Genomic DNA, 21,864 nt, shown 5'->3' on the forward strand with positions numbered 1-21,864 from the left:
TGCGCCTTTCCTGGTCCTGCGCGCGCTCTGTGGAGCGTTCGACAATGCTCGCGTAGGCGACACCTCGTACCAAATCGGTTGGATTTGTTCAGCGGGCCCGATATGACACCGCAAAACTTGCGGTCCACGGCCCTCGGACCGGTAATCCGTCCGGTCCGGCGCGCACCGCTGGATCGACCGATCCCCAATGGGAACTTTCGAACATCTCAGTACCGCTTATAGCCCAACTCGTACTTTTGCGTGAGTTTCGCGGTGCGGATGCCTTGACGCTCCGCACCGGAACCAATCGGCCTAATCGAACATGCTCACGCCGGCGCAATGGCGTGGCAACAATCTCCCTGGCGAACGCGCCGAGAGCGGATCTCCCTTCCGCCGTACGTGCTCTGACGTTCCATCAGTTCTCCGGACCCAGGACAAGGACCAGGATCAGCCATGACCACCGAGAGCGTGCAGCAGAACCAGCAGAGCCTCAGTACCTCCGCCGCGAGGAACCTGGCCACCACCACCAAGACCGCGCCGCAGATGCTCGGGATCACCCCCCGCTACCTGCTGCGCGCCCTGCCCTGGGTGGACCTGGAGGCAGGTGTCTACCGGGTCAACCGCCGCCGGGGCTTCATCCTCGGGGACGGTCTGATCAGCACCTACACCGACGGCGGCGGCGCCTCCCGGGTGATTGCCGAGGACCTGCGCGAGATCGCCTTCCTCCGCCCGCTGGAGAGTCCGCTGCTGAGCGCCCTGGCAGGAGGCTTCGTGCAGCGCGAGGTCGAGCCGGGCGAGCTCATCGCCGGTACCGACGGTCCCGTCGAGCAGCTGCACATCATCGCGTTCGGCCGCGCCGAGAAGCGCGCCACCGGCCAGTACGGCGAGGACGCCCTGCTCGCCGTCCTCGGCGACGGCGACTTCTTCGACACCGCCGCCTGGGTGCGCGGCGAGGCGATGCCGTACCAGGTCCGCGCGGTCACCCCGTGTACGGTGCTCTCGCTCGACCGCCAGATGCTCACCGAACTCGCCGACCGCGAGCCCGCGTTGCGCGCCCAGCTGGACGTCTACGCCGCCGACGGCCAGGGCCCGGCGGACCGGGAGCACCCGATCAACCTGACCTCCGGCCACAGCGGCGAGCCCGAGCTGCCGCAGACCTTCGTGGACTACGAGGAGAGCCCCCGCGAGTACGAGCTGAGCATCGCGCAGACCGTGCTGAAGGTGCACACCCGGGTCTCCGACATCTACAACTCCTCGATCGACCAGGTCCAGGCGCAGCTGCGGCTGACCACCGAGGCGCTGCGCGAGCGCCAGGAGTGGGAGATGCTCAACCACCCCGAGTTCGGGCTGCTCAACAACGTCGTCCCCGGCCAGCGGGTGCACACCCGCAAGGGCGCGCCGACGCCGGACGACATGGACGAGCTGCTCGCCCGGGTCTGGAAGCAGCCCGCGTTCTTCCTCGCCCACCCGAGGGCGATCGCCGCGTTCGGGCGCGAGTGCACCCGGCGCGGGGTGCCGCCGCAGATCGTCGAGCTCTTCGGCAGCCCGTTCCTCACCTGGCGCGGGGTGCCGCTGCTGCCCTCCGACAAGCTGGACCTCAAGGGCTCGGCCAACTCGGCGCCCGGGACCACGAACATCCTGCTGATGCGGGTCGGCGAGGCCGAGCAGGGCGTGGTGGGCCTGCGCCCGTCGAAGGTGCCGGACGAGGTGGAGCCGGGCCTGTCGGTGCGTCCGATGGGCGTCGACCGCCAGGCCATCACCTCGTACCTGGTGACCAGTTACTTCTCGACCGCGGCGCTGGTCGACGACGCCATCGCGGTGCTCCAGAACGTCGAGGTGTCGAACTACTATGACTACTCCTGACGGATTCGGGCGCAGCGCCGGCATGGGCCCGCTCGCCGCCGTTCCGCTCGGGCTGCCGGGCGACCTCCCCGCGACGGGCGGGACCGGGGTGCCGGGCGCGGCCCCGGCGCAGGCAGCCGTCCCGGTGCGGGGTTCCACCCCGGTGCAGGGTTCGCTGCCGACGGCAACCGCCGTGCCGGAGACGGGTGCTGTGCCGGCGGCCGGTATGCCCGGGGGCCTCCCGCAGACGGGGGTGCTCCCGGCGCCGGAGACCTGCCCGCTGCCCGCGGCCCTCGCCCACGCGGCGGGCGGCCCCCGCTACTGGCTGCCGCAGCAGCCGGTCGGGACACCGACGGTGACGCGGCCCTCGGCTCCGCCCTCCGCGCCGCCGAGCGGCTTCGACGTCGAGGCCGTCCGGCGGGACTTCCCGCAGCTGCACCGGGAGGTGAACGGCCGGCCGCTGGTCTGGCTGGACAACGGGGCCACCACGCTCAAGCCCCGCCAGGTCTCCGAGGCCGTCGCCGAGCACTACTCGATGGGCACCTCCAACGTCCACCGCGGTGCGCACAGCCTGGCCAAGCAGGCCACCCAGGTGTACGAGGAGGGCCGGCAGGCGGCGGCCGACCTGCTCGGCGCCGAGGACACCGGCGATATCGTCTTCGTCCGGGGGACCACCGAGGCCGTCAACCTGGTGGCCCAGAGCTGGGGGCGCGCCAATCTGGGCGTGGGCGACGAGATCCTGGTCTCGGCGGCCGAGCACCACTCCAACCTGGTGCCCTGGCAGCTGATCGCCGCCGAGCGGCGGGCCAGGATCCGGCCGATCCCGCTGCTCCCCGACGGGCAGTTGGACCAGGACGCGTACCGGGACCTGCTCGGCTCCCGGACCAGGATGGTCGCGCTGACCCACGCCTCCAACGTACTGGGGACCGTGCCGCCGGTGGCCGAGATGACCGCACTCGCCCACCGGTACGGCGCCAAGGTGCTGGTCGACGGCGCGCAGGCGGTGAGCCACTTCCCGGTGGACGTCACCGCGTTGGACGCCGACTTCTACGCCTTCTCGGGGCACAAGATCTTCGCCCCGACCGGGATCGGCGTGCTCTTCGGCAAGCGCGAGCTGCTGGAGGCCATGCCCCCGTGGCAGGGCGGCGGCAACATGATTGACTCGGTGAGCTTCGAAGAGACCACGTACGCCCCCGTCCCGCACCGGCTGGAGGCGGGGACCGGCCATATCGCCGGGGTCGCCGGACTGCGGGCGGCCCTGGGGTACCTCGCCGGGCTGGACCGGGCCGCCGCCGCGGCCTACGAGGAGCAGCTCACCGGGTACGCGATGGCCGCGCTGGCGACGGTCCCCGGGCTGCAGCTGATCGGCAACGCGCCGGGGAAGATCGGGGTGCTGACCTTCCTGCTCGCCGGGACCGACCCGATCGAGCTGGCCGGGGCGCTCGACCAGCAGGGCATCGCGGTCCGCGCCGGGCACCACTGCGCGCAGCCGGCGCTGGCCGCCTTCGGCCTGCAGAGTGCGGTCCGGGCCTCACTGGCCCTGTACAACACCGTGCAGGACGTCGACTCCCTGGTGGCCGCGCTCCAGGGCCTCCAGGAGCGGGCGGGCTGAGGGCGGTCCGGGCGGGCGCCGACTGCGGCGCCCGCCCACCCGCTCCACCACTCACCCCGTGGGTGTCGCCTGCAGTCGGCTCGCCAGTGCCGAGGAGAGGGAGGAGACGCACGAGGCGAGTTGGGCGGTGCTCAGCGCCGCCGGATCGCCGCCGCAGCCGGTGGTGGACGACGGAACCGGGGAGGGGGCGGCCGTGGCCGGGGGAGCGGGAGACGGCGCCGGAGTACTCCCCGGCGAGGGCTGGCCGCTCGGCGAACTCGGCTTGAGGTAGACCAGGTTGGGTGTGGTCCGACCGTCCCCGGAGACGTCGATGTAGTCCTGGGTCTGGCCGTTGATGTCGACGAACCCGCGCCACATGCCCTGCCCGAACGGGATGATCTCCTGAAGCTCCCCGCCCGCCCCGGTGGTCACCGTCACCGAGGTCTGCTGGGCGATCCAGGCGACCATCCGGCTGGACAGCTCGGTCAGGTTGGTGGGCTTGCTGGTGTCGCTCTGCACGTACACGTGAAGGTCGTTGAGGCCCGCGCCCACCTCGTCGGCGCGCAGCACCGCGAAGGCGACGATCGCCTCCGAGGAACTGTTCCGCGGGACCAGCGGGGTGACGTAGTAGAAGTGCCCGTCGGTGGCCGAACGCAGCAGGTACTCGCCCGGGTTGGTGGCGTTGGTGTCGGTGGAGGTGTGGGCGAAGCCGAAGCCGTCGCGGTTCTTCACGCCGCGTCCGGCCAGCCACTGGACGGCGCTGATCTGCTCCTTGACGATCGAGCCCGGATACACCGTGCCCGGCAGCTCGCCGGGCCGCACCGTACTGCGGTGCACGATCTCCGGCCGGCCGCTCGGTGATCCGGTCAGCACCAGGACGCCGTCCGGGCGCAGCACCGTCCGGTGCTGCCAGGCGATCTGCCGGGTCACCGCGATGACGACGGTCGGCCTGGCGGTGGCGAGGTCGGGGCCGTCGCAGTACCCCCAGATGTCCTGGTCCTGGTAGACGAGTCGGGGAAAGCGCTCGGCGAGCAGGTTCCGCAGGCTGTTCGCCCGGTTCCCGCCGAACGCCCGGTCGAAGGCGTGGTCGCCCTTGAACTCGCAGGCGCCGTTGGTGTTGGAGGTGCCGTCCCAGACCGCCACGCCTTCGGCGGGCTGGGATCCGGAGCCGTCCAGGAGGGCGGTCCAGACGCCGTGGCCGGTCGCCGCGTTGGAGCCGCCGCCCGTCCCGGTGCCGGGCAGGTAGTGGACGCTGTGGCCCATCAGGCTGACTCCGGAGGCGAGTCCTGAGCCGGTTCTGAGCGCGGTCGAGGCCGCGGCGTAGGAGGCGGTGCGGGGCTCGAAGCCGAAGTCCGGCATGGGCTCCACCTTGACGCAGGCCGGGACGTCGGCCGCGCCGAGGTAGTCGCAGCGCTTGCCGTCGCCCTTGCGCGCGTCCTTGGTGAGCGGACGGGCGGACGCCGGGGCGTCGCCCGCTGCGGCCGGGATGTCCAGTACGGTGGCGCTGGAGTAGTACCGGCCCTCGTCCTTGTCGTTGTCCCAGAACGCCGTGACGGTGCACCCGATCGAGGCCAGCAGTGCTGCCGTGGTGGTCCACACCACGAGGTGCCTGTGCCACCGGCGCACCTCGGTGTCCAGCAGCAGGTTCAGCAGGATCAGCAGGCTGCCCAGCAGGCCGATCGAGACCCAGATCCAGAACAGCACGGTGGCCTGCACGGGCCCGCCGTGCGGGAACAGCTGGGACTGGAGGAAGAGCAGGTAGCTCTGGTCCTGCTGCCCGAAGCCGCCGAACAGGAAGTGCTTGACCAGCCAGACCAGCAGTGCCCCGACCGGGAGCCAGAGCCACCACAGGGCCAGGACCCCCGCCGTCCGCCAGAGTTCCGCACGCCGAACCGCCCTTGCCATGGAACTCCCCCCGGTCCGCGACACCCGTGCACCCGCCACCGAGTCTTCCGCCGAGCACCCGGGCGCGCCGGCGGATCCGGCGGACCGTCAGCATTTCGCAACCTTCGGCCCCCGGGCGCCGGGTGCTCCGAGGTCAGCGGCGCAGGGCCTGCCCGCCGAACCCGTAGCCGCCGCCCGCCTCCTGCCACCACCGCTCGATCGCCTGCTGGTCCATGGCCGCCCACTCGGGGGTCTCCTGGACCTGGGCGCGCCCCAGGCTCCGGCCGAGCTCGACCGTGGCCCGCCCGACCGGGGTCCGATCGGTGTCGTAGGCGTGCAGGGCCTCCTCCCAGCTGTCGGCCGACCGCAGGGCGCGCTCCAGGCCGGCGGCGTCCTGCAGGGCCTTGATCGCACCGCTGCCGGTGTTCGGACGGGCGATCGAGGCGGCGTCGCCGAGCAGGGCGAGCCGCCCGCGCGCGAAGTGCGGCACGGCCATGTCGTACATCGGCTGCACGAAGGTCGACTCGGCGGGGGTGAGGTGGACCACCTCCTGCCAGTAGGGCGGGAAGTGCTCTTCCACCAGTTCGTGCTGGCGGCGCGTCAGTTCGGCGGTGGCCGCCCTCGGATGGGTGGTGGCCGGGTCGTTGAACCGGAGTCCTTCGGCGGCCGGCGGGCTGGTGTAGAAGACCCAGTTGACGTCCGTCCCGCGGCCGCCGGGGCCGGGAATGCGGTAGACGATCATGTGGCCGCCGGGGAAGGCGACCGTCGTCGCGTCCTGCTCCGAGAACGCCTCGCGCGGGGCGGGCAGCCGGTCGGCGGGCAGGGTGCCGCGCCAGGCCAGGAAGCCGCCGTACCGGGCGGCGGTGTCCGGGTACATCGCGGCCCGTACGGTCGAACGGTAGCCGTCCGCCCCGACGACCAGGTCGAACCGCTCCTCGCCGCCGTCCGCCAGCCGCACCACCGCGCCGTCCGCCTCGGGCTCGACCCGCGCGACCGCCGCCCCCGTGCGGTAGTCGACGACCCCGGGGATCCGGTTGCGCAGCTCCTGCCAGAGCGAACCCCAGTTGTACGAGCGGAACGGGAACGGCAGCACGCCGATCTCCCGCCCCGCCCGCGCCGTCCCCTCGCGCACCACCCAGGGCCGCCGGGCCAGTTGGACCCAGGGCATCCCGGCGTCGAGATAGCCGGCCGCCTCCAGTTCGGCGTACCGGTCGTTGTGCAGGGCGAGGCCGACGCCCCGGTCCTGGAGCCGGTCGTCGGCCCGCTCGAACACCACGACCTCGTCCGCGCCGGCCCGCGCCGCGGCGAGCGCGGCGGCGCACCCCGCGATGCTCCCGCCCACGACCGCCACCCGTCCCTTGCGCACAGTCGGCCCCCTCTCCTCGCTGTCCGGTCCACCGGGTACCGAGTATGGCGGCGCGGGAGTGGATCAGTCCCCGATACGGTGCAGTTTCCAGAACCCGGTCAGATCGGTGCCGGTGGCGGCCCGGGCGGCGGCCTTGAAGTCCGCCGTGGTCGAGACGCCGTACCAGTGGTCGCGCGCGTAGTCGTGGAGCAGCGCGGCCATCGCGCCGTCGCCGATCAGGCGGCGGAGGTCGTGCAGGGCGCACTTGCCGTAGTCGTAGACGACGGTCTCGTACCGGGTGGGGTGGGCGTCCCAGTACCGCATCGAGTTGGTGAGCCGCTCGGCCGGGGAGGCCCAGGAGACGGCGTCCCAGCAGTTCTCCCCGGTCCGGCCGAGCGCGAGGTCGGTCGCGTAGTCGCTGAACGACTCGTCCAGCCACGGGGCGTGGTACTGGTCGTCGCCGACGATGCCGTACCACCACTGGTGCGCGAGTTCGTGGACCAGCGCAGTGGTGCTGACGCGGTCGAGGACGAACCCCGGGTACTCCATCCCGCTGAACCAGAAGTGGCCGTCCAGCACGGCGTCCAGCTCCCCGTACGGGTAGGCGCCGAACCGCCGGGCGTGCGCGTCGAGTGCCGAGGTCGCCAGGGCCAGCATCGACTCGGCGTCCGAGGAGGTGACGTCGGCCGTCGAGTAGACGTTGACCCGGACCCCGGCGGGGGAGGCGGCGGCGATCCGGCGGAACGGGCCCGCCGCCCAGGCGAAGTCGCGGACCATGCTCGCCGCCGCCCTGGTGACGGTGCGTCCGGGAGAGCCGAAGGTGTCGACGGAACTGCCGGTGGCGGGCACCAGCAGCTCGGAGGGGTGGTCCAGGGTGACGGCGAAGTCGGCGGCCAGCGCGTAGAAGGACTCGCCGTGGTCCGTGTACGGGTCCAGGTGCGGGCCCGCGGAGTCCCTGACCGCCAGCACCGGCAGGGCGTTGCCGAGGAAGGTGTACGGCCCGTCCCGGCCGAACCGGTCGGTGCCGCGGGGGGCGTCGATGCGCAGATCGAAGCCGATCGAGTCGCTCTCGCCCGGCCCGAGCGGTTCGGGCAGGGCGACCCTGAGCGCGGTGCAGTCCACCGACGGCTCACCGGCGGTGCCGCCGGTGAGGGCGGTCACCGTGACCGGCGGCGCCGGGCATCCGCCGTGGGCGTTGTCCCACAGCCGCAGGTACACCTCGCCCAGCGGGTCGGCCGAGGCGTTGGTGAAGCTCACGCTCTCGTGGCCCCACCAGCTGCTCCCCGAGGCGTCGCTGGTCAGCTCGACGACGTAGGCCGGGGCGGCCGGGGTGCGCACCCGGTCGGCGACCGGCACGGGGGCGGCGGTGCCGACCGCCGTCAGGAGGACGGCCAGGGTGGCGAGCAGCGCCAGGGCGTTTCTCATCGGATCCTCTCGGGCCGGCCCGCACCCACGGCTGACCGGCGGTCACCCGGGGCCGGGCCGCCCGGGGGACGGCCCGGCCCGTACCGGCCTGGGGTCACTCCTTGCGGGCCGCCGCCCGGTGGCGGGTCACCGCCCGGCGCATCGCCCGGTCGACGGCGGCGAGAGACCCGGCGATGTCCGTGTACACGACGTACTCCACGGTCGCCACGGTGTGCAGGCCCTGGATCAGGAAGGTGTACTCCCGGCCCCGCTCCAGCAGCAGCACGATCGGCTTGTCGAAGGCGCTGGCCCAGCCCACCTCGATGTGGGTGCCGGGGGAGGCCGGGAAGCCCGGCAGCGCGACGAAGACGTCGGCCTTGCGGATCTCCTCCTGGTCGAGCCCGGTGCACTGCTCCGGCCGCATCAGCTCCGCTCCCCACGCCTCCCGGCGGTGGGCGTTGTGGACCGAGAGCCCCTGCGCCTCGAAGTGCTTGATCAGGATGTCGAACGGGGCGCGGGCCTCGTCCGGCATCTCCCCGGTGGCCGGGTCCAGCAGCTGGATGAAGGGGCCGGCCAGGAACAGCGAGCGGATGTCCAGAACGTCCAGGTCGTCGGGGTGATCAGTGGTCAGTGCGGTGGTCATACGGGTACCTCCGGAGCAAGGCCGCTGCGCGGCGTCGGGTGAGGGCCGACCGGCGGGGCGGTCGTGGACTGGTGCGTCACTGCAGGCGGGTGTCACAGCTTGCGGAAGCACTGGATGTACGCGTCGCCGCTGGTGCCGTACGTGTACTCGGTGGTGTCGTACGCCACGTAGGGGTGGCGCTCGACCCGGATGCTGCGGAAGTGCGGCAGGTACTGCCAGCGCAGCTCCGGCTTGGTGCTGAAGAAGGGGATGAACACCCCGCCCGGACGCAGCACCCGGACCACCTCCGGCATGGTCCTGGCCCACAGGTCGGCATTGGTCCAGACCTCCATGTCGAGGGCCGGATCGAAGAACATGCCGTCGAGGCTGGCCGACGGCAGGGCGAAGACGCGCTGGAAGAAGTCGCCGCGCTCGATGGTGAGGTTGTCGGGCAGCTGCGGGTGCCGGGCCCGGAACAGGTCCTCGACCTCCCCGAAGAGCTCCAGCACCGTGTGGCTGCGGGTGGCGGGGTTGCCGGCGATGCGCAGTGCGGACAGGCCGAGACCGAGCCCGACCTCGTAGAAGTCCTGGCCGTACTCGCACAGCAGGTCGGCGCTGGCCCACATCAGGTCGCGTTCCCAGGCCTGCATGGCCTGTTCACCGCCGATGCTCAAGGTCACCTCGCCGTCGCGTTCGATCAGCTCGATCTCGGGCTTGGCCTGCGTTTCCATGACAACCGTCCTTCGTTCCAGCAGTCGGGGGTTCTGGTGGGGGTCTGGTGCGCGATCAGGCGCGGCGCGGTACGACGCCGAAGTGCCGCCTGGCCGTCGAGACGGCCAGGTCCTGCACCGCGAACACCGTGAAGTAGTAGGCCTGCGGTGCCGTGGCGGGGGCGAACCGCACGCGGAAAGCGACGTCCTCGGGCTGCCCGCCCGAGGCCCTGACCCTGGTGGTGGCCGGTTCCACCACGGTGTCCTCGCGCAGGTAGGTGGGGACGAACAGGCCCAGCCGCACGGGCCCGGGACGGGCGGCGGCGAGCGAGGCCCGCACCTCCAGCACCCCGCCCTGCTCGACCTCGTCCGCGGCGTGGGCCAGCAGCGCGGGCGCCTCGGGCAGGCGGAAGGTGACATCGCCGCAGCGCATGCAGACCGCGCAGGTGGTGTCCAGGATGTGCGGGAGCAGCCCGCGTCGGGTGAACTCCTGGGCGGGACGGCCGCAGTGGCAGGTCACCTCGCGCACCTGCGGATCGAGCGAGCTGCGGTCCCCGAAGTGCGCCGGGTAGTTCATGATCTCGTTCTCGGGGTTCGCCGCGACCTGCTCGGCGATCACGTGGTCGAGCGACTGGAGGTCCGCGGTGAGGGAGGAGCGGATCTCCGCCGGAGACTGGTCGGCGAGGTGGGTGGGGCGCGACACCCACAGGTCCACCTTGCGGGCCAGCTTGGTCAGCCGGGGGCGCAGCGGATGGTTGTGCGGCAGCAGCTCCGAGGTGAGCAGGGCGGTGAGCCGACGGCCCACGGTGAGGACCAGCGGGTCGGGGCGGTGCTCGGCGGGCTCGGGTGCGGCGGGTGCGTGCTGCGGTGCCTGCGGGAGCCCGAAGCGCATGAACGCCGGGTAGGGGTGCGAGCCGGCCAGGCTGGCGTTCAGGGTGTCCACCGAGTCCGCACCGGTGAGGGCTGCACGCATCCAGGCGACGTTCTCGGGCCGGTCGGAGTCGTGCACGGAGACGGCGGAGACGACGGTGCGGGCCGGTCCGTCCAGGGCGTTGAGCAGCAGCTGGTACTTGGGGTCGTACAGCGCGAGGTCGGCCAGCGGACCGCTGTTGCAGGCACTGAGCACCAGCTCCACCGCCTCAACCCGGCTGAGCGGGACGAGCTTGTCCTCGGGCTTGTAGCAGGGCAGCCCGTAGGCGCACCGGGGGCCGAGCAGGCCGGGCCTGGCCGGGACCTCGTGGTTCAGGCCGCAGATGGTGAACTCGCCGAGGTTGACGCTGTCGTCCTTGCCGTGGCCCTGGAAGGCCACCCGGCGCCAGCGGGTGCCCAGGATCTCGGCCTGGATGTCCGCGCGTTCGAAGTCGCGGTCGTCGAAGACCTGGACACCGGGCAGGTGCGGCGGCCGGTCGGTGTCGGTGAACAGGCCCAGGGCGTCGACCCCGGCGGCAGGACGCGCGTACTGCTTGGCCACGTTCCAGGCGACCGAGGCGCCGTCGCGACCGCTCAGCAGGGTGAGCCCGTACTCCCGGCTGCGGTAGGTCGCCAGCAGCAGGGCCCGGACCGGATCGAGGTTGAGCCGGTCGTAGCCGCCGATGACCAGCAGCGTCCCGGGGCGCCGGGCGTGGAACGCGGCGAGGTCGGCCAGCTCCTCCTCGGCCACCCACGCGCGGGCGAGCGGCCGCGCCAGGGCCGCGACGCCCTCGGGCAGCTGCTCCGCACCGAGGACGACACCGAGGTCGAGCGGGTGCGGCCGCTGCAAGCCGGTGTAGAGGCGGGACGCCAGCTCCACGCTCTGCGCCAGATCGGCACGCCCCTCGACCGGGACGGGCACCGCCGTGGGCTCGGCCGCCTCCAGGAACTCCTTCACCGCGCCGGGGAGTTGCCCGTAGGTGACCGGGCGGAAGAGCGGGGAGTCCGGCCCCGGGTGGGGCCGGTCGGGCCGCTGGCCGGTGACAGCATTCATGACGGATTACCTCGTTGGCAGGAAGGACGGAACGGGGACGGCGACCGGGCAGGGCCTGCGGGGCAGGCCGGTCGGGCGGATGGAGCTGCGGCGGGCGGCAGGGTGCTCGCGCGCGGCCCCGCGCTCCCGGGCGAGTCGCCTGGTCGAGTGGTCATGCCGCGCACTCCGCGGGGAGGACCGGGCCCCGGGCCAGCAGCCCCCGGCAGGCGAAGGCCAGGCCGGCTCCGGCCAGGGCGGTGGCGAAGGCGAGGCCGAAGACGCCGCGCGGACCGACCGGATCCATCAGCAGCCCGCCGGCCTGCTGTCCCACCGCGTCGCCCAGCACGGTGGCCAGCGACGCCCAGGTGAACGCCTCCGCCAGCGAGCGGCTGTCCGCGACGGTGCTGACCAGCGTCATCTCGGCTGCGGACACCAGCGCGATCGGCGCGCCGCCGACCGCCAGCGCCACCGCCAGGGCCGGTCGGGAAGTGGCCGCCAGCGTCAGCCCGGTGCCGAGGGCGTAGGCGAGCACCAGCCGCGGGAACCGCAGATGCAGGGCGACCTGCGACTGGGAGCGCCCCAGCCACAGTGCGCCGAGCGCGCTGCCGACCCCCCAGCACGCGTACACCGCACCGGTGCCGCCCGGCGACCCGTGGGCGGCGACGAAGGCCGGGATGGCGAGCGTCATGAGGCCGATGGGCAGGGCGCAGGTGGCCATGATCCCGGTGAGCGCCAGCATCGCCGGATCCCGCAGCGGGCCCGGCGGACGGTCCGGCGGACGGCTCGGCCCGCCAGGCCCGTCGGCCGCCTCAACTCCCCGCTCTCCCACGGCCGTCGGTTCGGTGCCCGCCGGCAGCCGGACCAGGCCGAGGCCGAGGGCCCCCAGGCCGCCGACCGTCGCGACGACCGTCAGCGCCGCTCCGGCGGAGCCGGCGAGCATCAGCGCGGCGAGCATCAACGGCGCGCCGATCACCAGCACTTCAGTGAGCAGCGCCTCCCACAGATAGGCGGTCTCCCGCTCGTCCTCCCCGAGTGGCAGCCGCGCCCAGAGCGAGCGCATACAGGCGTTCGCGGGCGGCAGCGCCACCCCGGCGACCAGCGCCGCGACGGGCTGCGCCCAGCCGCCGGGCCGGGTGGTCCACACCAGCAGGGCGAGCGCCGTCGGGTAGACGACGCCGGTGACGGCCAGCACCGCGCGCCGCCCGCTGCGGTCGAGGCGCCGGGCGATCAGCGGGCTGCCGAGCGCCATGCCGACGGTGTACAGCGCAGCGGCCAGACCGGCCTGCGCGTAGCTGCCGCCCTGCTCGCGGACCACCAGCACCATGGCCAGCGACATCAGGTAGACGGGCAGCCTGGAGACGACGCTCCACCAGGCCACCTCGGCCACCTGGCTGCGGGTGAGCAGGTCGAGAAAACGGCGGGGCAGACCGTTCGTCACCGGGCCGGTCCCCGTTCCGTGGTCGCTGAAATGGTCGCTGAATTGGCCGCTGAGGTGGCCGCTGCGCGGGCCGTTCGGGTGGCCGTTCGCGCGGCCGGGCCCGAGGTGGCGGTGCCGCCGGTCTCCCGGTCCGCGGACACCTCGATGGTGAAGGTGTCGAGGACCTCGCGCATGCGCTTCTCCACCTCGCCGATCGACGCTCCCACCACATGGGCGTACCCCGACGCGTTGTGCGAGGCACGCCGGGCCGACACCGAGTCGCCGACGCCCACCTTGAGCACGGCCTCGACGACCCCGGGCAGCCGCAGCAGCTCCGCTGCCGGGGTGATCCGGCGGACCGTCCCCGATCCGGGCAGCGGCAGCAACAGGTCTCCCGCGCAACGGCGTTCACGGTACCGGAGATCGGGGCGGCGGCCGAGGTACACGTCCAGGGTGGCGCCGAAGACGTCGAAGCCGTAGGCGTGCCCGTGGTTGGCGGGGATCTCGCAGCCCGCCAGCCGGACGCCGATCTCGCCCGCGAACACCTCGCCGTCGACCAGGAAGAACTCCATGTGGGCGTAGCCGTGGTCGATCCCCATGCCGGTGACGATGAGCTGGAGCAGGGCGCGCAGGTCGACCGGCGGGGCCTCGTCGGTGCCGACGCTGATGTTGGCGTTCATCGCGCCGTCGACGATGTCCAGCGGGCGGCAAGGCATCGCGCTCGGCCAGGCGTCCAGGACCTCGCCGCCGTGGATCAGCGTGCACACCTCCCACTCGGTGCCGCCGAGGAACTCCTCCACCATCCAGTCCCGCGCGCCGAAGTCGATCCCGGCCAGCGCGTCCGGGCCGGTGAGCCGGTAGGTGTCCACACAGGCGAAGGAGTCCACCGGCTTGAGCACCAGCGGCCAGCCGTGCCGCTCGGCGAACCACTCGACCTCCCGGGCGCGCTGCACCCGAGCGAACCCGGCTGTCCGCAGGCCGAGTTCACGGAACCGGGTCTTCATCTCGGCCTTGTCCCGCACCCAGGTCACCTGGCGATCCGTCAGATGGGGCAGTCCGGCCAGCGCGGCGAACCGCTGGGCGACCGCCTGGCGCGGCTCGGACGGATTGCAGAACCTGGTCGGCCGGACCGGCAGCCCGGCGGCCCAGTCCTCATAGCGGCGGGCCTCCTCCGCCAGCGGCGCTCCTTCGCGCACCCAGAAGGCCGGCAGGTGCGCGGTCTGCCGCAGGTAGTCCTCCGTCAGGTCCCGGCGGAACTCGGCGAACCGCAGCAGCACCAGGTCGTCGGGGAGCGTTCGGGCGGCGTACCGGGTGAACGACGATGCGCGGTCGTCCACCATCAGCAGCACGGGACCGTGACTCACACCGCCTCCAGGACCCGCCGGACGGCCTTGACCGCGAGGACCTGGTCCTGCTCGGCAAGCTCCGGGGACAGCGGTACGCACAGGGTGCGGTCCAGCAGGTCGCGGGTGCGGGCGAAGCCGTCGCGACTGAGGGCGAGGGGCCCCTCGGGGGCGTGGTTCCACGGGAAGCCGTCGGCGTAGAGCGAGCGCCGGCCGGTGAGCACCGGGTGTTCGGTCAGCAGGTACTTGCCGAGCGTCCAGTTGGCGATTCCCTCGGCGGTGAGGGCGGCCACGGCGGCGTCGCGCAGCTCGCGGCTCTCCCAGCGGAACCGCAGGCTCACCTTCACATCGCCCGCGGCCCGCGGCCGCACCTGGAGATCGGCGCGGTCCGGCAGCTCGGCCATGGCGATCGCGTACATCCGCTCCAGCCCGGCGAGCAGTTCGTCGAGGTGGCGGAACTGCTGGTACTGGACGGCCGCCACCTGCTCGCTGGTGACGAAGTTCTCGCCGAAGTGGGCGTCCTGGTTCCACGTCGGGTAGTGGCCGGGCACCCGGGCCGAGCCGTGGTCGTGGTAGCAGCGCATCGTCGCCCAGGCCTCGTCGTCCCCGGTGACGACCAGTCCGCCCTCGCCCGAGGTGAGCACCTTGTTGTGGTGGAAGCTGAACGTTCCGGCGTAGCCCGCCGTCCCGACGTGCCGGCCGTCCGCGAACCGCGCGCCGAGCGACTGGGCGCAGTCCTCGACGACGTACGGCACGCCCTCGGGCAGGGGCGCCACGGTGCCCTCCATATGGGCCACGATCACTCGCCGGGCGTCCGGCGGCAGCAGGGTCGGGTCCAGCGAGAGCGAGTCGTCGGCGTCCACCAGGACCGGGATCAGCCCGCAGGAGAGGACCGCGCCGGCCACCGCCACGAAGGTGACGGCCGGGATGTACACCAGGTCGCCGGCGGACGGGCGGGTGGAGATCAGCGCCAGGCGCAGCGCCTCGGTGCAGTTGTGGACCGCCAACGCGTGCCCGGCGCCCAGCCGTTCGGCGGCCCGGCGCTCCAGCCGGGAGGCCATGCTCTCGGTCTCCGTCTGGTAGCGGAACAGCACCTGGTGGTCGATCACCTCCCGCAGCTCCGCCATGTCGGACCAGTCGAGGTAGTTCGCGCCGTAGGGCAGGTAGCGCTGTCCGAGCCGTTTGTCGAGGGTCATCGGGTGTCAGACTCCGTGATCGGGTGCACCGCGCTGTCGACGACCATCTGCTGGCCTCGGTAGTTGCGGAGCAGCAGGCCGTCGGGGGTGGCGGTGAAGTACGGCTGGGAGATGGGGATTTTGCCGATCTTCGTGGTCAGGACGTACTGCGGCACCCCGAACCCGGTGATGTGGCCCTGCAGGCCCTCCATGATCTCCCAGCCCTTCTCGACGGAGGTCATGAAGTGCGAGACACCGGTGACGTTGTCGCAGTGGTAGAGGTAGTACGGCCGCACCCGGATCCGCAGCAGTTCGGTCATCAGGGTGCGCATGGTGGCGACGTCGTCGTTGATCCCCCGGAGCAGCACGGTCTGGTTCCCGACCGGGATCCCGTGCCGCAGCAGCCGGTCCACCGCGTCGGCGGCCTCCGGGGTGATCTCCTTGGGGTGGTTGAAGTGGGTGTTCAGCCACACCGGGTGGTAGCGGGAGAGCATCGCGCACAGCTCGTCGGTGATCCGCTGCGGCAGTAGCACCGGGAAGCGGGTGCCGATCCGGATGATCTCCACACTCGGGATCGCCCGCAGCCCGGCGACGATCTCCTCCAACTTGCCGTCCTGGTACGACAGCGGGTCGCCGCCGGTGAGCAGCACGTCCCGGATCTGAGGGTGTTCGGCGATGTAGCGCAGGTCCTCGTCGAACGACCCGCCCTCGTCGTCACGGAAGTAGGTGCCGTTCACATCCGTGGTGTGGAACTTCCGGGTGCAGTGCCGGCAGTAGACCGGGCACGCCTCGGTGATCAGCATGATCACCCGGTCCGGGTACTTGTGCACCACCCGGTTGGTCTTGCGGTACACGGTGTCACCGACCGGATCGACCTCCGCGCCGGAGAACTCGACCAGCTCCCCGGTCGCGGGCACGGCCTGCTGGCGGACCGGGCAGAGCGGGTCGTCGGGATCCATCAGGGACGCGTAGTAAGGGGTGATGCTCCAGCGGTACTTTCCCGCCACCCCGGCGATGGCCTTCTCCTCGTCGGGGCTGACGTTGATCCACTGCCGGGCCTTCTCGATGGTGGTGATCCGCCGGCGCATGTGCCAGCGCCAGTCGTTCCACTGCGATTCCGGGACCCGGGGTCGGATGAACGCGGGGCCTGCGGTGGTCCCGGTTTCGCGGGGTGTGCCGGACATGGCGGCTCCAGGGTCGACAGGTCTTCGATGAGTCGAAGCGGGTTACCGGGGCACGCGCGACTGCGGTCCCGAGGGGCGTGGTGCAGCCCCCGGGACGCGCGGCCACGGCGTGGACAGCTGTCAGGTGTGGACGGGTCCGCCGCCCCGGACGGGTTCGGCACGGACACGTTCAGCACGGACGGGTACGACTCGGACGGGTATGACGGGCACGGGCATGGATACGGCAGGCACGGGTTCAGAGTGGGGCGAGCGAGAGCTGGCGGAGGGTGCGGGCGACCCGCTGCGCGCCGCGCAGGTCGTCCAGGGCGGGGTCGAGCGCGCTCCACTGCCCGGTGCCGCCCGCTTCGGGCGGCACCCACAGGGACGGGTCGCCGGGGTCGGTGGCCAGCGGCACCGGGACCACCTGCGCCACCCGCGCGGCCAGCTCGCGCTGGGCGGACCCGAGCGGCGGCAGGAAGACCAGCGGTGCGCGCCTGGCCTGGGCCAGCGCGAGCGCGCCCAGGGTCGGCGCGGCGAGGAACACGTCGGCGGCGGCGTGCAGTGCGTCCACGTCCACCTCGGCGGCGCGGCTCACCCGCACCCCGTCGGCGAGGCCGTCGAGTGCGGAGCGGACCGGTGCCAGCCCGGTGTCGCAGACCACCTCGCAGCGTCCGGTGCGGGCGACCGCCGCACGGACCAGGGCCCGAAGCGGCCCGGCGGCGAACGCGTCCGCCTCCTGGCCGGGCACACCCCACACGGACAGCAGCAGCAGCGTCCCCTCGCGCACCCGGTTCCTGGTCAGCCGGACCGGCGCGAGCGCTCCGGTCGGCCGGGCACCCGCTGCCGACGGCCACGGGCCGGGCAGCCAGCCGGGCCGGTGCAGTCGGCGCAGCGCCCGGTCGGCGGTGGCGGCAGCGGCGGCGGCCCCGCCCGCCGTGGCCCCGTCAGGGGCGGCGCGGTGGCCCGACCGGAGGTGCACCACCGGGACGCCGAGGTCCAGCAGCCGGGCGGTGGCCACGTCGTCGTCGCAGACCAGTGCGGCGTCGGGCGGTGCGCCGCCGGACGCCAAGTCGACCGAGTCCACCAGGGCCTCCGGGTCGACCGGGTTCACCGGGGAGAGGTCGCCGAGGTGGGCGGTGACGCGGCGCAGCGCGAGCGTCGAGTCCAGCTGCTCCTCGTCGCAGGCCAGCAGGACCCGGCGGCCCGGTGCGAGCGGTGCGGTGCCTTCGGGGGTCAGTACTGCCACGGCGCCACCGACCCGAGCCGGGCGACGTCGTCGCTGTACCCGGCGGCCGTGGTGGAGCAGCCGCTGCACACCTCGGGGCCGCGCCGGCGGAAGAAGTCGGCGTGCGTCCGGAAGACCGGTGTGTCGAGTTGGATCACGCCCTCCTCGCGGACGGGGGCACCCCCGGGGCCTTCGTCGTCCTCCCGGTGCGGGATGCAGCTGCACGCGTACATCCGGCCGTGCTTGCCGTCGATGTAGATGACGTCGTCCGCGACGTGGCACAGCGGCCGGGAGGCGCGGGGGGTGATCGACTCGGCGAAGTAGCGCTCCTGCTCCCCAGGGGTGTCCCCGTAGAAGCGCTTGCCCATCGGGACCAGCAGGGCGCGCGGATCGGCGTCGTAGACCGGGTCGCACACCGCGCGCACCTGGTCCGGGTCGGGATAGCTGATGGCGCGGTCGAGCTTCAGCGCGGACAGCTCCCACTGCCGCACCCCGGCCTCGGTCAACACCTCTTGCAGCAGCGGCATTTCGGTGTAGTTGTGCGGACCGACCACCGTGTTGACCCTCGGCAGGACACCGAGCGCGGCGGCGGCGCGGAGCCCGCGCAGGCCGTTGTCGAACATGCCGGGGGAGCGCCGGTAGGTGTCGTGGGTCGCCGCCGAGGCGCCGTCCAGGCTGACGATCACCTGGGCCAGGCCCGCCTCGGCGAGCCGCTCGACCATCTTCGGCAGCAGCGAGCCATTGGTGATCAGGGACATTTTCATGCCCGCTGCGGTGCCCGAACGCACGAGTTCCATCACATCCGGATGCATGAGCGGTTCGCCGCCGGTGAACCGGACGTAGGCCACCCCGGCAGCCCGGGCCTTCGGCAGCAATTCGGCGAAATCCTCCCGCGAGAAACGGAATGTGTCGCGGGAGAGCGCGAATTCACACATGAAGCAGTCGGCGTTGCAGGCTTCCAGAATTCTGATGAACAGGTAGCGGTGACGCGTGTGCGCAGTGGAGGGCATTCCGGACCGTTCGTGGGAAGGGGCAGGACGAGCCGGGCGTCAGACGGGTGGCCAGGCACCTCGCAGGATGGTGAGCAGGATGCCGGCGACCTGGGCGGCGCCACCGGTGCCGATCGTCGAGGTGAGCGCACCCCAGTCGGTGCCCTCGACGGCCGAGCGCCGCAGCGCGGTCAGCACACCGTCGCGGAGGACCGCGCTCGCCCCTCGGCCGGCGGCCGCCGCGGCCGCCGTGGCGATACCGCCGTAGATCAGTTCCAGGGCGTGGTCCTCGCCCTGCGACCGGAGTGACAGGGCCTCCTCCTCGACCAGGACGTCCTTGGGCCAGACCACCCGGACGTCGACCCCGACCGCCTGGCTGTGGAAGCGGCCGTTGAAGATCTGGCTGAGGTTCTGCGGCGGCAGGCAGACGGTGGGGACACCGGCGGCGCCCGCCTCCAGCAGCGTGGTCAGCCCGGGGGAGGTGAGCAGGACGTCGCAGTCGGCCAGCCGGTCGAGGAACTCGCCGTGCGTCAGGGCGCCCGTGGTCGTCCGGGACGGCGCGAGGGAGGCGTCGACCAGGCGCCCGGCGAGGTCGGCGGGGAGATTGCCCGCCAGGTGCACCTCGTGGACGCCGTACGCGGCGAGTGCTTCGAGCACGGCGGGGACGACGGCCCGGGGGTAGTTCGTCCAGTCGGTGAGCCGGGGAGCCTGGAGGCCGCCCAGGCTGACCAGGGCACTGCGGTACGGCCCGGCGGCGGTGCGGTCGGTGGCGGCCGGGGGTGTGCCGATGACCGCGTCGACCCAGCGCAGCGCACGGACCGACGCCAGCACGTCCAGGCACTCGGGGGGAAGCTCGACGCACTTCTGGGCGCAGTAGACGGCGGCGTCCAGCGGCAGTGCAGCGCGGTCCCCCTCGGTCCACAGGAAGGGCAGGCTGTCCACGAACACGGTGGGCACGCCGGCCGCCTCCAGTGCCGTGGCGGTGCGGCCGTCCAGGACGACCACCGCGGCCCGCACCCGCTCGGAGCGCACGATCTCCCGGATCGCGCCGGGCGCGCCGTCGGCGGGGAGGTCGTACCAGCGGTCGACGGAGTGCGCGGAGAGCAGCGGACGGCCGAGACCGGAGGCCAGACCGACGAATCTCAGCGGCACGGAGGAACGCTCCTGCAGAGCCGACAGGATCGCGCTCAGCTTCCCTGAGCTGCCCCAGCCGAATTCTGCCCCGGCGACGGCGACGGTTTGCGCAGCTGAATCAGTGTGCATCGGGTCTGTCTCGGCTTCCTGGGCGGGCAGGCTTCGATCGAGCACAACCTTTGCGTATTCGGCTGATCGGCGCAAGGGGTCTATTGCCCCTTTCCGGCTGGGGGGTGAATATTCCTAATGGAAATATTCGTATTCGATGTGATCGATGGTTAGTGTGAAAATTTCCGGGGTGGCCGAAATGCCCCGACCCGAGCCGGCCGTGCGGTTAGGCTTCCGAGCCATGGGCTACCTCGAAGCCAGCGGCCTCGGCCACACCCTCGCCGACGGGCGTGAGCTGTTCAGCGATGTCTCGTTCCGCCTCCCGGCCGGGGAGACGGTCGCCCTCGTCGGCGACAACGGCGCGGGCAAGACCACCCTGCTGCGGATGCTCTCGGGCGAACTGCCGATCCAGCTCGGCTCGGTCCGCAGACAGGGGGCGGTCGCGGTGATGCCCCAGTTCATCGGCAGCCTCCGCGACGACCGGACGGTACGCGACCTGCTGCTGACCGTCGTGCCCCCGGCGCAGCAGGCGGCCGCGGCCGCCGTCGACGCGCTGGAACTCGAACTGATGGAGACCGACGACGAGGCCACCCAACTCCGTTACGCGGAGGCCCTGTCCACCTGGGCCGAGGTCGGCGGCTACACCTGCGAGGTGCTCTGGGACACCGTCACGGTCGCGGCGCTCGGCCTGCCCTTCCGGCTCGCGCAGTACCGCGCGGTCTCCACGCTCTCCGGCGGCGAGCAGAAGCGCCTGGTGCTGGAGGCCCTGCTGCGCGGCCCGGCCGAACTGCTGCTGCTGGACGAGCCGGACAACTATCTCGACGTGCCGGGAAAGCGCTGGCTGGAGGAGCAGCTGGCGCGGACCCGGCAGGGGGTGCTGCTGATCACGCACGACCGCGAGGTGCTGAGCCGGACGGCGACCCAGGTGATCACCCTCGAAGGCGGGTCGGCCTGGACGCACGGAGGCGGATTCGGCACCTGGCACGAGGCGCGGGAGGCCCGCTGGAAGCGGGCGGCGGAGCTGCGGCAGCGCTGGAGCGAGAAGCACGAGCAGCTCAAGGAGCTCGTCCGCACCCTGCGCCAGCAGTCCGCCATCAGCGACGAGATGGCCTCCCGCTACCACGCGGCGCAGACCCGGCTGGCGAAGTTCGAGGCGGTCGGTCCACCGGCGGCGCCACCACGGCTGCAGCGCGTCGCACCGGCACTGCGCGGCGGCCGCACCGGCGTCCGGGCGATCTCCTGCCGGAACCTCGAACTCACCGGGCTGATGCGCCCGTTCGACCTTGAGGTGTTCTTCGGTGACCGGGTGTGCGTGCTCGGCTCGAACGGCTCGGGCAAGAGCCACTTCCTGCGGCTGCTGGACGAGTCGGGTGCCGAGGCCGCGCCGACCGTCGGGCACTCGGGCGAATGCCGGCTGGGGGCGCGGGTGAGGCCGGGGCTGTTCGCCCAGACCCATCGGCACCCGGAGTGGTTCGGCCGCACCCCGGCCGACATCCTCGGCCGGGGCGAGGGCGACCGGGAGGGTTTGGGGCTGGAGAGCGCGATGTCCGCCCTGAGCCGCTACGGACTCGCCGGGGCGGGCCGGCAGAACTTCGAGACGCTCTCCGGCGGTCAGCAGGCGCGCTTCCAGATCCTGCTGCTCGAACTGGCCGGCTCGACCCTGCTCCTGCTGGACGAGCCGACCGACAACCTCGACCTGATCTCCGCCGAGGCCCTGGAGCAGGCCCTGGACACCTTCACCGGCACCGTGCTCGCGGTCACCCACGACCGCTGGTTCGCCAGGGTGTTCAGCCGGTTCCTGGTCTTCCGGGAGGACGGCCGGGTGGTGGAGACCGACGAGCCGGTCTGGGACGAGGGCCGGGTCAGCTACGCCCGGGGCTGAACCGGGGGCCGGTTGGTGGGGTGTGGGTGTGGCGAAGGGGCCCGGTGCGTGTGCACGGGGCCCCTTTTCGCGTGGTGCGGTGGTGCTGTGTGTGGGGGTGGGTTGGTTT

The 21,864-nt window shown here is 72.5% G+C and carries 16 protein-coding genes; 3 read left to right on the plus strand and 13 right to left on the minus strand.

What is annotated here, in order from left to right; all coding sequences use genetic code 11:
* The first annotated feature begins 432 nt into the window (after nucleotides 1-432).
* Nucleotides 433-1,842, plus strand: coding sequence for a family 2B encapsulin nanocompartment shell protein (locus UK12_RS14115; protein WP_045303270.1), 1,410 nt, complete (start codon nucleotides 433-435; stop codon nucleotides 1,840-1,842).
* Complete coding sequence (locus tag UK12_RS14120) at nucleotides 1,829-3,433, plus strand: SufS family cysteine desulfurase (protein WP_156178712.1); 1,605 nt, start codon at nucleotides 1,829-1,831, stop codon at nucleotides 3,431-3,433. Before UK12_RS14115 ends, UK12_RS14120 begins: the two co-directional genes overlap by 14 nt.
* A gap of 51 nt (nucleotides 3,434-3,484) precedes the next feature.
* Here UK12_RS14120 and UK12_RS14125 read toward each other — a convergent pair whose 3' ends face one another.
* From UK12_RS14125 to UK12_RS14185, 13 genes are all read right to left on the minus strand, one after another.
* Nucleotides 3,485-5,317 (minus strand): hypothetical protein, encoded by a 1,833-nt coding sequence (locus UK12_RS14125; protein ID WP_052681871.1) that lies wholly within the window; start codon nucleotides 5,315-5,317, stop codon nucleotides 3,485-3,487.
* A gap of 133 nt (nucleotides 5,318-5,450) precedes the next feature.
* The gene (locus tag UK12_RS14130; RefSeq protein ID WP_045303271.1) at nucleotides 5,451-6,662 is read right to left on the minus strand and encodes an FAD-dependent monooxygenase; all 1,212 of its coding nucleotides are present in this window, start codon (nucleotides 6,660-6,662) and stop codon (nucleotides 5,451-5,453) included.
* A gap of 63 nt (nucleotides 6,663-6,725) precedes the next feature.
* Nucleotides 6,726-8,066, minus strand: a complete 1,341-nt coding sequence (locus UK12_RS14135; RefSeq protein WP_045303272.1) for a M1 family metallopeptidase — start codon at nucleotides 8,064-8,066, stop codon at nucleotides 6,726-6,728.
* A 94-nt stretch (nucleotides 8,067-8,160) separates the two neighbouring features.
* On the minus strand, nucleotides 8,161-8,688 hold the full coding sequence (locus UK12_RS14140) for a nucleoside 2-deoxyribosyltransferase (protein WP_082119602.1): 528 nt from the start codon (nucleotides 8,686-8,688) through the stop codon (nucleotides 8,161-8,163).
* 92 nt (nucleotides 8,689-8,780) lie between these two features.
* Nucleotides 8,781-9,398 carry a class I SAM-dependent methyltransferase gene (locus UK12_RS14145; protein ID WP_045303273.1) on the minus strand — a complete coding sequence of 206 codons (618 nt, stop codon included), beginning with the start codon at nucleotides 9,396-9,398 and terminating at the stop codon, nucleotides 8,781-8,783.
* 55 nt (nucleotides 9,399-9,453) lie between these two features.
* A complete protein-coding gene (locus UK12_RS14150) occupies nucleotides 9,454-11,340 on the minus strand; it encodes a hypothetical protein (protein WP_045303274.1) in 1,887 nt (628 codons plus the stop codon).
* A 151-nt stretch (nucleotides 11,341-11,491) separates the two neighbouring features.
* Complete coding sequence (locus UK12_RS14155; protein ID WP_045303275.1) at nucleotides 11,492-12,757, minus strand: MFS transporter; 1,266 nt, start codon at nucleotides 12,755-12,757, stop codon at nucleotides 11,492-11,494.
* Nucleotides 12,754-14,100, minus strand: a complete 1,347-nt coding sequence (locus UK12_RS14160; protein ID WP_197084846.1) for an ATP-grasp domain-containing protein — start codon at nucleotides 14,098-14,100, stop codon at nucleotides 12,754-12,756. The genes UK12_RS14155 and UK12_RS14160 overlap by 4 nt, the downstream gene beginning before the upstream one ends.
* Nucleotides 14,097-15,275 (minus strand): DegT/DnrJ/EryC1/StrS family aminotransferase, encoded by a 1,179-nt coding sequence (locus UK12_RS14165; protein ID WP_045303276.1) that lies wholly within the window; start codon nucleotides 15,273-15,275, stop codon nucleotides 14,097-14,099. The genes UK12_RS14160 and UK12_RS14165 overlap by 4 nt, the downstream gene beginning before the upstream one ends.
* Nucleotides 15,272-16,438, minus strand: coding sequence for an arginine 2,3-aminomutase (gene blsG / locus UK12_RS14170; RefSeq protein ID WP_052681872.1), 1,167 nt, complete (start codon nucleotides 16,436-16,438; stop codon nucleotides 15,272-15,274). The genes UK12_RS14165 and blsG overlap by 4 nt, the downstream gene beginning before the upstream one ends.
* 235 nt (nucleotides 16,439-16,673) lie before the next feature.
* Complete coding sequence (gene blsF, locus UK12_RS14175) at nucleotides 16,674-17,663, minus strand: CGA synthase-related protein (protein WP_045303277.1); 990 nt, start codon at nucleotides 17,661-17,663, stop codon at nucleotides 16,674-16,676.
* Nucleotides 17,651-18,652: a cytosylglucuronate decarboxylase gene (blsE, locus tag UK12_RS14180; RefSeq protein ID WP_045303278.1), complete on the minus strand. Its 1,002-nt coding sequence runs from the start codon at nucleotides 18,650-18,652 to the stop codon at nucleotides 17,651-17,653. Before blsE ends, blsF begins: the two co-directional genes overlap by 13 nt.
* A 39-nt stretch (nucleotides 18,653-18,691) precedes the next feature.
* Nucleotides 18,692-19,894: a hydroxymethylcytosylglucuronate/cytosylglucuronate synthase gene (locus tag UK12_RS14185; RefSeq protein ID WP_045303279.1), complete on the minus strand. Its 1,203-nt coding sequence runs from the start codon at nucleotides 19,892-19,894 to the stop codon at nucleotides 18,692-18,694.
* 220 nt (nucleotides 19,895-20,114) lie between these two features.
* Between UK12_RS14185 and UK12_RS14190 the strand changes: the two genes are divergently transcribed.
* Nucleotides 20,115-21,755 carry an ABC-F family ATP-binding cassette domain-containing protein gene (locus tag UK12_RS14190; RefSeq protein WP_045303280.1) on the plus strand — a complete coding sequence of 547 codons (1,641 nt, stop codon included), beginning with the start codon at nucleotides 20,115-20,117 and terminating at the stop codon, nucleotides 21,753-21,755.
* Nucleotides 21,756-21,864 lie beyond the last annotated feature (109 nt).

The organism is Saccharothrix sp. ST-888, from assembly GCF_000955975.1.
Classification (GTDB): domain Bacteria; phylum Actinomycetota; class Actinomycetes; order Streptomycetales; family Streptomycetaceae; genus Kitasatospora.

Excerpts from the sequence above, each read along its gene's own strand:
- UK12_RS14125 (WP_052681871.1), bottom strand. The coding sequence starts at position 5,317 with ATGGCAAGGGCGGTTCGGCGTGCGGAACTCTGGCGGACGGCGGGGGTC.
- UK12_RS14140 (WP_082119602.1), bottom strand. The coding sequence starts at position 8,688 with ATGACCACCGCACTGACCACTGATCACCCCGACGACCTGGACGTTCTG.
- UK12_RS14150 (WP_045303274.1), bottom strand. The coding sequence starts at position 11,340 with ATGAATGCTGTCACCGGCCAGCGGCCCGACCGGCCCCACCCGGGGCCG.
- UK12_RS14190 (WP_045303280.1), top strand. The coding sequence starts at position 20,115 with ATGGGCTACCTCGAAGCCAGCGGCCTCGGCCACACCCTCGCCGACGGG.
- UK12_RS14185 (WP_045303279.1), bottom strand. The coding sequence starts at position 19,894 with ATGCACACTGATTCAGCTGCGCAAACCGTCGCCGTCGCCGGGGCAGAA.
- UK12_RS14135 (WP_045303272.1), bottom strand. The coding sequence starts at position 8,066 with ATGAGAAACGCCCTGGCGCTGCTCGCCACCCTGGCCGTCCTCCTGACG.
- UK12_RS14165 (WP_045303276.1), bottom strand. The coding sequence starts at position 15,275 with ATGACCCTCGACAAACGGCTCGGACAGCGCTACCTGCCCTACGGCGCG.
- UK12_RS14115 (WP_045303270.1), top strand. The coding sequence starts at position 433 with ATGACCACCGAGAGCGTGCAGCAGAACCAGCAGAGCCTCAGTACCTCC.
- UK12_RS14120 (WP_156178712.1), top strand. The coding sequence starts at position 1,829 with ATGACTACTCCTGACGGATTCGGGCGCAGCGCCGGCATGGGCCCGCTC.
- blsG (WP_052681872.1), bottom strand. The coding sequence starts at position 16,438 with ATGTCCGGCACACCCCGCGAAACCGGGACCACCGCAGGCCCCGCGTTC.
- blsE (WP_045303278.1), bottom strand. The coding sequence starts at position 18,652 with ATGCCCTCCACTGCGCACACGCGTCACCGCTACCTGTTCATCAGAATT.
- UK12_RS14145 (WP_045303273.1), bottom strand. The coding sequence starts at position 9,398 with ATGGAAACGCAGGCCAAGCCCGAGATCGAGCTGATCGAACGCGACGGC.